General features: G+C 43.2%; 12 protein-coding genes. All 12 read left to right on the plus strand.

The features are described 5' to 3' along the window. Window positions 1–315 precede the first annotated feature (315 nt). A complete protein-coding gene (locus ABZB17_RS04285) occupies window positions 316–648 on the plus strand; it encodes a hypothetical protein (protein ID WP_372648256.1) in 333 nt (110 codons plus the stop codon). 3 nt (window positions 649–651) lie between these two features. Next, window positions 652–2205: a hypothetical protein gene (locus ABZB17_RS04290; RefSeq protein ID WP_372648257.1), complete on the plus strand. Its 1554-nt coding sequence runs from the start codon at window positions 652–654 to the stop codon at window positions 2203–2205. Further along, a complete protein-coding gene (locus ABZB17_RS04295) occupies window positions 2202–3113 on the plus strand; it encodes a hypothetical protein (protein WP_372648258.1) in 912 nt (303 codons plus the stop codon). Before ABZB17_RS04290 ends, ABZB17_RS04295 begins: the two co-directional genes overlap by 4 nt. Continuing rightward, entirely contained in the window at window positions 3110–4087 is a 978-nt protein-coding gene (locus ABZB17_RS04300) for a hypothetical protein (protein WP_372648259.1), read from the plus strand. Before ABZB17_RS04295 ends, ABZB17_RS04300 begins: the two co-directional genes overlap by 4 nt. Before the next feature lie 2 nt (window positions 4088–4089). Beyond that, complete coding sequence (locus tag ABZB17_RS04305) at window positions 4090–4374, plus strand: hypothetical protein (protein WP_372648260.1); 285 nt, start codon at window positions 4090–4092, stop codon at window positions 4372–4374. Between the two features lies 1 nt (window position 4375). After that, entirely contained in the window at window positions 4376–4921 is a 546-nt protein-coding gene (locus ABZB17_RS04310) for a hypothetical protein (RefSeq protein WP_372648261.1), read from the plus strand. Between the two features lie 150 nt (window positions 4922–5071). Further along, window positions 5072–5938, plus strand: a complete 867-nt coding sequence (locus ABZB17_RS04315) for a hypothetical protein (RefSeq protein WP_372648262.1) — start codon at window positions 5072–5074, stop codon at window positions 5936–5938. A gap of 86 nt (window positions 5939–6024) precedes the next feature. Next, window positions 6025–6327, plus strand: a complete 303-nt coding sequence (locus tag ABZB17_RS04320) for a TM2 domain-containing protein (RefSeq protein WP_372648263.1) — start codon at window positions 6025–6027, stop codon at window positions 6325–6327. Window positions 6328–6539: 212 nt separating this feature from the next. Beyond that, the gene (locus ABZB17_RS04325) at window positions 6540–6716 is read left to right on the plus strand and encodes a type II toxin-antitoxin system HicA family toxin (RefSeq protein ID WP_372648264.1); all 177 of its coding nucleotides are present in this window, start codon (window positions 6540–6542) and stop codon (window positions 6714–6716) included. 71 nt (window positions 6717–6787) lie between these two features. Next, on the plus strand, window positions 6788–7210 hold the full coding sequence (locus ABZB17_RS04330) for a type II toxin-antitoxin system HicB family antitoxin (RefSeq protein ID WP_372648266.1): 423 nt from the start codon (window positions 6788–6790) through the stop codon (window positions 7208–7210). 121 nt (window positions 7211–7331) lie between these two features. Then, window positions 7332–7736 (plus strand): hypothetical protein, encoded by a 405-nt coding sequence (locus tag ABZB17_RS04335; RefSeq protein WP_372648267.1) that lies wholly within the window; start codon window positions 7332–7334, stop codon window positions 7734–7736. Between the two features lie 2 nt (window positions 7737–7738). Then, the coding region (locus ABZB17_RS04340; RefSeq protein ID WP_372648268.1) for a phage tail tape measure protein at window positions 7739–9184 on the plus strand (1446 nt) is incomplete at its 3' end.

Consider the following 9184-nt stretch of genomic DNA (forward strand, 5'->3'; position numbering starts at 1 on the left):
ACATTCAATTACCCCGCATAATTATTCGAATTGATAACGAATCAATATCGAACTGTTTGAAAATCAATCATTCTTTATTCAGAATCGTTCGAAAAGTAATTTTACACGGCTCCCATCTGCACGCCGCGCTAAATAACCTTTGCGCATTGCACGGTGATTCGATTTTCGGGAAATATGACAGGCCGCGACTGGTGCGGGTTTCATGCTTTTATTGTGTTTTTAGGTTAAAACACTCAAGATCCTCTATAATTTTTCTTTTGGTGGGGCCAGGTGGTGTGCATTGCATGTTGCTCGTGTCCTTTTTGCTCCGGGCATTTGGGATTAGGTTTGGGTATGAGAAACATTGAAGGAATAGAAGCAATCAGGCTGGCCCAGGAAGTAAGTAAACTACCTGATGGTACATTCAAGATTGCATTCTACCCATGTAACCTGGCAACGGGTGAGGCTTCGAGTAAGCTAAGGATCATGGAAGGATGCAAGACCCGGGCTCAATTGCCACGCGAACAATGGGAAGCGGATGGTGATGCCTACTTCTTATTCCAGGATAATGAAGGGGAGCCAAAGACATGCCATCGGGTATTGCTCCGGTTCATCGGCTTTCCTAACGATGGTTTTCAGTTGCACAAAGTAAATTGGTTTAAACAGTAAGCTATGGATATTAACACACTCGGCTCGTGGGGCTATGTAAATGCCGGAAATCACAACCTGTCATTCCAAATTGGCAGTACAGTCACGTCTCCCGTTGAAGCCATATTCAACAACACGACGAACAACCAGAATGGCCCAATACTAATGCGGGTCGATGGTCATTCAATATTACTGAAGGGGCCGCGCAATAATGAGCCCGAGGAGATCGAGAAGCTCATTGAGGAAAACAGTGAGCTGCCCGAGCTAATTGAAAAGCAGGTTCGTTTGTTGTATGGTATTGGTCCGCGGCCATACCGTGAAGAGTTTGACGAAAAAGGTAAGCTGGTTAGAAGGTGGGGTAAACAACCTGAGATTGAAGAAATGTTCGACGATTGGGAGCTCAAAGGTATGGAGCACTCAGCTGAAGACACACTGCTACAGATCCTGCGTCGGTATTATTATTTCGAGGAGTTTTATCCTAAGTTCTTTTTCAGTCCATCACGACTCCTTACCGACGATGTAATCCGAACGTTTAAACTGCAGGAACCCATGTATGGTTTCGAGCTGGTTGAGAACAAACGCACGCGCTTGGCATCGCGTCAGGAGATTGACATGTTCCAGGACGATTACGAGTCGAAAGACTTCGACATGGTGTTTGTGGGCAATTGGAACTACGGCCTCACCCGTAAATTTAAAAAGTACAAGAAGTTCAGTTTATCTAAGGCCCGGAAATATAAAGTGGCCATTGGTCATTATAAAAACGATGCCGTTGGTAAGATCTACGGGGTTAACAAATTCATGCGGGGCAGTCTCGAATGGATTAAAGGAGCCAATTCAACCCCAAAAGACCTTAATTCATTTTTCAATAACTTCTTCGGTGCAAAGGTTCACATTATCATCCCGGATGCCTGGTGCGAGTCGAAAAAGAAAATGCTCCAGAAGTATTGTGAAATCAATGCCGATCGTAAAAAAGCCGGTAAAGAATACCTCAAAATTAACGGTATTGAGATTGGCGAAAAGTACCACGAGCACCTGTTTACTCTCTATGTAAATACAGAGGTTAAAAAACTGATCGATTTTATGTCCGGAGCCGACAACCAGGGAAAAGCCTATGTGTCGTACTCATTCCGTACCGGTAATAACGAAGAGGAGCGTTGGCGCTTCGAGGATGTGGATCTAAAACAAAAAGAACATGTCGACGCTCGACTCAGTTTTCATAAACGCGCTCAGGAGGTACTGTTGGCATCCAAAGGTGTCGATGCAAGCATCAGCAATATTTCAAAGGATGGTATTATCAGTAAATCCGGATCCGATCTGTATTACAATTTCATCATTTATCTGTTCATGAATCGCCCGATCGCTGAAGGTATTTGCCTGAAGCCATTCAACGACATGATCAGGGTAAACAAACCTCACCTCTATAAACAAGGGTGGCGTTATGGTCTTTATGTAGATGTTCCGCAACGACAGGAAGATACATCGAGTAAGGATAGACTACAGAACCAGGTAAACAACACTTCACAAGCGCTTGCAGATGTAAAGAGTGAAATTGAGCAAATTAAAAACCAACAACAATGAGCCGTACATTCGATTTTTTCACCAACATAGGCGATTTTAAAGACGTCGTTTCAGGCGTAGAATCCACAACGTATTTGTCTGAAATGCAGGGGTCATACGAACGTGCCAAACAAAACATTGTTTCAACGATCGGTCAAACGCTATGGGACGCTCTAAAAGCTCAGTTTGCATCTGAAAATGCCGACGAAAAAAAGGACAAGGCAGTGGAATACCTGCAGGGAGCCATTGGCAACCGTACCTATTATCACCACCTTATTTTTAAGGTAGTTGGAAAAAAGAAAGAAGAAGTATCGTTTTATAAGTACGAGATCCAGCTGATGCAGGAAAATTACCTCGATGCTTACTGGACATACATGGATCAGCTGCTTACCCTGTTCTCTTCCGACGCCCAAACCTTCTCAGGCTGGACCGAAACCAAAATGTACAAAACGCTCAACGAGCTGCTGATAAAAACCGCTGACGACTTTTCGGAGTATTGTGGACTCGATGGATCGGCCTATTTCTTCAACCGTACCATTCACCTCCAGCTGGAGGTTTCCGATACCGACCTGGCTTCGCGCCAAATAACCGCCGAAACCTATGCAAACAAACCGAAGCTCGAGCGCAATATAAAACGCGCCATTGCTTACCGTACTGTTGCACGCGCCATCTTCCAGTTCGATTACCCCGATCTTCCACGATCGCTCCGTAACGACATTTACAACGAATGGAGCAAAACCAAGGGAAAACAGGAAACCCACGTTAAAGAGGCTATTTCGGAGCTGTTCCATCGTCAGGCCGACGATTACTGGAGATTAATCGACCAGGAACTCAACCAACCGGTCGACGAGGAGGGTGATTCAATAGACATCGAAATCCCAGGCGACGACATTAACGATATCGATAACTCACATTTTTTAATGACATGAGAGACCTCTATTTTGGCAAAAATATATACACATTTCCAGACACCTGGGAGGAGCTGAACCGGGAGCAATACCTTATGCTGGTTGAAGCTATTATCGATTTTCAGGCTGGTAAAACCAATGCGCTCGGATGCCGGGCCACATGGTTCTGCAGTATGGCCGGTATCGATACCAAACGCCGCGACAATAAAAACGATCAGTTCTGGGAGAATATCTACAGAGCCAGCGATCTGTTTAGATTCTTTTTCGAGCTTGAGTATATCGATTCCGATGGTAAAGTAAAGTCCCTGGATAAACTCCCCCGGGAGATCCGCGACAAATTACGCAAGCATCCACCTGCAGAACTACCCGACGAACCCGAATACCAGTGGGCTGCTAAATTAGAGTACAGGTATGTCATCGATGCGGTATTTTCCAAAAACCTGCTTCCCGAGCTTCTTATAAATGGTCATTTTTACCATGGGTACCGGTTCAATCGCTCCGGATCATTCCTGGAAACTAATTTAACTGCAGGTCAGTTTGTCGAGGCCATTGGAGCATACAACGCCTACATCGAGAACAAAAAGGATGAAGACCTCGATCAGCTAATCCGCACGCTGTATTTTTACAAGCAACCGGTTATTGTGGCCAAAGCAATAAACCACGCTCCGGCCCGGGTTAAGTTTGGGGTCCTGCTCAATTTTCACGCTATTCTGGCTTTCCTGATGAATAAAACCAGGTATTCCATAATCTGGAGCCGAAAGGATGCCGATACCGGCCCAAAAAACAAATTAACTGTGGGTATTTCCGAATCAATGTATTCGCTCGAAAAAGAGGGATACGAAGATATTGATAATGCCAACCTGTTCAAATACCTCGACTTGCTGCTGAAAAATATAATCGATTCAGTGCGCATGCTCAACGATAACGATGTCGACCTTGATGAGATCTCCAAGAAAACGGGCTTGTCAATCAACCAAATCAAAAAAATAATTTAATCATGGGCAAAAAGTTCTTAGTGCAAATTGAGTATGATTTCTTCACAGAAAGATTTCCTGAGTTTAAGGGTATGTCAGATGTGGAGAAAGTTGATTTTGTAAAGAAGACACTTGATGGATTAGCTGACCATTTGCGTCGCGATAATTCGATAGTATTTTTCTTATCAAGTAAGGTGAAGGTTTATGAACTCCCTGAAGATTCCGATGTTGCCGGTATTTATTTCTCTGGTACGGAAGCTGAAAACCTAATTGCTCGCAGCTCGCAGCTCGAGGCTAAAAACTCATAACATGGACAATCTAACACAAGACATATTTCTAAGCTATGCCAGGTTTCCGTCTCATGCAGGTGTGCTCAAAATATTCAACTCCGGAAGATTGGATTTACCTGGTTATCCCGAGTTGAAAACAGCGGTAGAAAACCTAGCCGAAAAAAGCCTGGTACCAGGAATAAGCGATTTTGTTTTTGGTGTGGATGAAACGTTGGCCCGGAAGTTTATCGATGCCATAACCGGTTACTACCTCATGATCGATTGGGGCCAAATTACTGCAGCTCGTAATCGCTTCGAAATTGAAGAAAACAGCTTTTACCTGGCTGTTACTGTTGCGCGGCCAATAAATCCAGAAAATATGGATATGGTAGAGGAGATGCTTATTTCCGATCAGGCACTTAACTACCTCCGTCAAATCAGAAATCATTTTAAAACAGAAGATCGCGAAAGGCTAAAGAAAGAAGTAAGGTTTCCACACGAAGCTATTCCTTTCGTTGCCCCAACTCTAAATAGTTCTATTGGTTGGACTATGATCCTCAATAGAGCCAACGCCGGACTGCTTTAAGAATAAAGCAGCCCCCGGTCAAGGTTAGCTCTCTCACCTTCTAACCTTATAAAATGCGAAACAGCCGCATACCCGAGGACCTTAAAGTCTTCATTGCGGCTGTTTCGCATTATTATTTTGGTGAGAGAGAATACAAAACTATAATAAAAAATGACATCAAAAATGTACACCACGGCCCCGCTTCCGTTCATGGGGCAGAAAAGAAGATTTATAAAGCTGTTCAAAAGCGCTTTAGATGAATTTCCAGATGCAAAAGTATTTGTCGATCTATTCGGTGGAAGTGGATTGCTTAGCCACATTACCAAACAGGTTCGGCCCAACGCATTCGTAGTATACAACGATTACGACGATTACCATTTAAGGCTTATAAATGTAGAGCAGACAAACAGTATAATCAATTCAATTCGTGAAATAGTAACCGGTTTGCCGGAAGACAAGAAACTGCCGGCCGAAACAAAACAATCCATAATTAGCTATCTGCACGACCAGGAGACAAAACACGGCTATATCGATTATATTACCGTTTCAAGTTCGTTGCTGTTCAGTATGAACTATGCCGAGGATCTTGAGACGCTTCAGAAACAATCGTTTTACAATTGTGTCAAAAAGAATCCGTATGATGCCACTGGCTATTTAGAAGGGTTACACATAGTGAAGCACGACTATAAAGAGCTTTTTAATAAGTACAAAGATTTCCCCGGGGTGGTGTTCCTGGTGGATCCACCTTACCTGTGCACCGAAAAAGGAACTTACCAAAACTATTGGCGATTGGCGGACTATCTCGATGTGCTGAACGTGTTAAAAGAAAACAGTTACTTCTATTTTACCAGCAACAAAAGCAGTATTTTGGAGCTTTGCGAATGGCTCGAGACTAATCTGTCAGCAATCAATCCATTCCATAATTCAACCAAAAAGGAAATGACGGTTAAAGTGAACTACGCCTCGAGCTACACCGATATAATGCTTTACAAAAACGTTACACTTACGGGAGATCTTCCAACCTGGAGTGACGAGTAACCATCCACTGTTTGGCCGTATAATGTTTTTCATTACATTTAACATATCAAAATTTCAACATTTAAACCTTTAAAAATGTAGTTAGCATGAACAAACATTACTATCAAGCAAAAATTAAATCAACAGGTACAGCCTATCTTTTTTGGTTTTTACTAGGAGCTCACTATTTGTATCTCGGCAAATTTGGGCTACAAATCCTATTTTGGATCACATTGGGAGGTCTCGGTTTTTGGGCCCTTATAGATTTATTTGCTATGTCCGATAAAGTAGAAAAGTACAATCAGCCAATTTTTAACAAAATTGAAGAGCTGGAGAAAAAGGAAAAAGAAGAAGAATTTGCTCGTACCATGGCCATGGTAAATGCGGCTTCAGGAAAAAAGTCTGAATAGTTAATCTTTAAATTATTTAGATCAATTTCAGAGTTTGGATAATTGAAGAAAAGCCGGTTGCAACCAACGCAATCGGCCTTTTTTTTGTCACAAAAAAAATAAAATAACAAAAATGTTATAAAAAGCTTGCGGATCTATAACAAATATGTTATATTTGTCCCATCAAGTTCATTGAAATACTGACAAGCAAATAATCAAATTCTATTCATTATATGAAGTATTCTGAATTAATTCGCAAGCTTGAGCAGGATGGTTGGTACTTGCACCGCACTAATAAGCATCGCATTTACCGCCACCCAACAAAAGGTCAACTAACCGTACCTTTTCACTCAAAGGAGATCCCGAAAGGGATGGAACAAAGATTACTCAAAGATGCGGGGTTGAAATAACACCCCGCTTCTTCAAACCATATGACAAAAATAAATAGAACAACAACAAACATTAAAATGATTCACACACTATGAAACCAAAAGAAATTCGGGATAACGAAGCCCTTGTTATACTCGAAAAATCCGAAGACGGATATTGGGCACGAGTCGATGCTCTACCGGGATGTTACTCTTTTGGCGAAACACCGCACGAAGCAATAAATAACACCCGTGAAGCTATCGCAGAACATATTGAAGGTCTAATTGAAATTAATGCTGATTTCCCTGAAATGTTCACCAGAGAGTACGCAATAAAAATTAAATACGATTTACAATCTTTGTTTGAAACCTTTAAGTTTATTAATGTTTCAGCGTTCGCTGAACTAGCTGGTATTAATGCGAGTCTTTTAAGACAATACGCGAAAGGAATAACAACCGCCAGCGAAAAGCAAAAAGCAAAAATAGAATCGGCACTTCATAAAGTATGTAATGATTTAGAATCAGCTTGTCTATAAATATTTCATAAGCCGGTTGCAATCCACGCAACCGGCTTTTTTATTTCCCCACTTCGCGCTCCAGTCTTCCAGCTTCTTAAATGTCCTTTTCTGAATAACCCCGCTTCGCCATATTGCCGGTATGATATCGGTAAAGTACAACAAGGCATTAATTAATCGCGAATTTATTCGGGGCCTGGCCGACGAAACCTTCTCCGACATTTACAGCGTACAGGCCAATATTGCCCAAAACCACAAGGGCAGTGGCGATCTGTATCAATTCGTTTCACGAAAACCTTATACCATTGTCAACACCGGTTTCGGAATCCGGGGCGAATTACCATATCCGGTAAAGATCCGCTACCTGGATATGAAAACCGATCCTAAAACCGGCAAACCCAAAAAGAACTACCAACCCATTTACAATAAAATTGTGTGGGGTTTTGTGTATGGCTACCTCTATAAGCAATTAATGTACGGTATCAGCCAGCAATTAAACGAAGCCATTATTAACCGCCTGCAGGCCGCAGGATATAAAATGCAATAGCCATGAGTAACCTGCAAGACGATGTCCGGAAATTCGTTCTCGAGATAGAAGAAAGCAAAAACAATGGCGAAACCCTCGCCAACCTTACAAAGCTCCAGAAAGAAACTGCCAAATACCGACAGGAAAACGAGGAGCTACAGAAAGTAATGGCCCACCTTGATGCCAAAGGCCAGCGCAACTCCAAAACCTATAAGGAAATGGAGGCGAAGCTGAAAGCCAATAAAAAAGCTATCCAGCAAAATGGAGTGGCCATGAAGGGGCTGGAGAAAAACCTCGACACGAATTATATGAGCATGGGCCAGCTAAAGAAACGGGCCATGGAGCTCCGGTCCGCTTTAAACACAACCAGCAAAGCTGCAAACCCGGAAGAGTACAACCGGCTCGAAACCGAACTAAAACAGGTGGGCAAACAAATGGATGTGCTAAAAGGCAAATCCAACCAAACACAGGGCTTTCTCGGGAAAATGAAAGGTGCAGCAGCTGGTATTATGCCGGCACTTGGTCCGGCCGCTTTGGTAGCAGGTGCAGGTGCAGCTGCAAAAAAGATATTCGACCTCTCCAAACAAACAATGGAGTATCGACAGCAAATGCAAAAACTTACCGGCGAAAGTGGTCAACAGCTGGCAGATCTCACCGCGCAAGTCGATGCATCGGCAAAAACATTCCAGAAGGATTTTAACGAGCTGGCCGTTGCCAACCATAACTTTGCCCAGAGCATGGGTATTGCCGAAAGCGCCTCGCAGCGATTAATCGATAAAGGATTTATTGCCGGTGCCGATGCTTCTGGCGAATTCCTGGATCGCCTACGCGAATACGGCCCACAGTTTAAAGCTGCAGGTGTCGATGCTGAAACGGCCATCGCCATAATGACTCAGGAGGTGAAGTCGGGGATCTATTCCGATAAAGGATCTGATACCATTAAAGAAGGTACAATTCGCCTCCGCGAAATGACCAAAGCCACCCGGGAAGCACTTAACGGAATTGGTATATCGTCCACCAAACTCGAGGCTGAGCTGAAAAAAGGAACCATTACTTATTTTGATGCCATTCAAATGGTATCAAATAAATTGGGTGAACTTCCGGCGCAAAGCTCTGCAGTTGGTACCGCCATTGCCGATATTTTTGGCGGCCCTGGTGAAGATGCCGGCCTTGAGTACATTAAAATGTTGGGAACCGTTGAATCCAGCATGGACAAAATGATTGAAGGTGCCGGCGAAACTGCACAGGCTCAACAAAATCTCCTCGATGCAAACAACAAACTAAGCAAAGCCTGGAGCGATATGTTGGGAACTGGTACCGGTACGTTTACCTCCTTAAAAGCCGGTGCAAAATCATTGTTGGCCGATGGTATAATCGGAGTAACAAAAGGACTGGCCGGCATTCGTGATTGGTTCGTAGCCATCTATAACGAAAGCCTTCCGGTTCGTGCAGGTGTAAACTACATGCTG

This window comes from Draconibacterium sp. (assembly GCF_041583095.1).
In the GTDB taxonomy this organism is placed as follows: domain Bacteria; phylum Bacteroidota; class Bacteroidia; order Bacteroidales; family Prolixibacteraceae; genus Draconibacterium.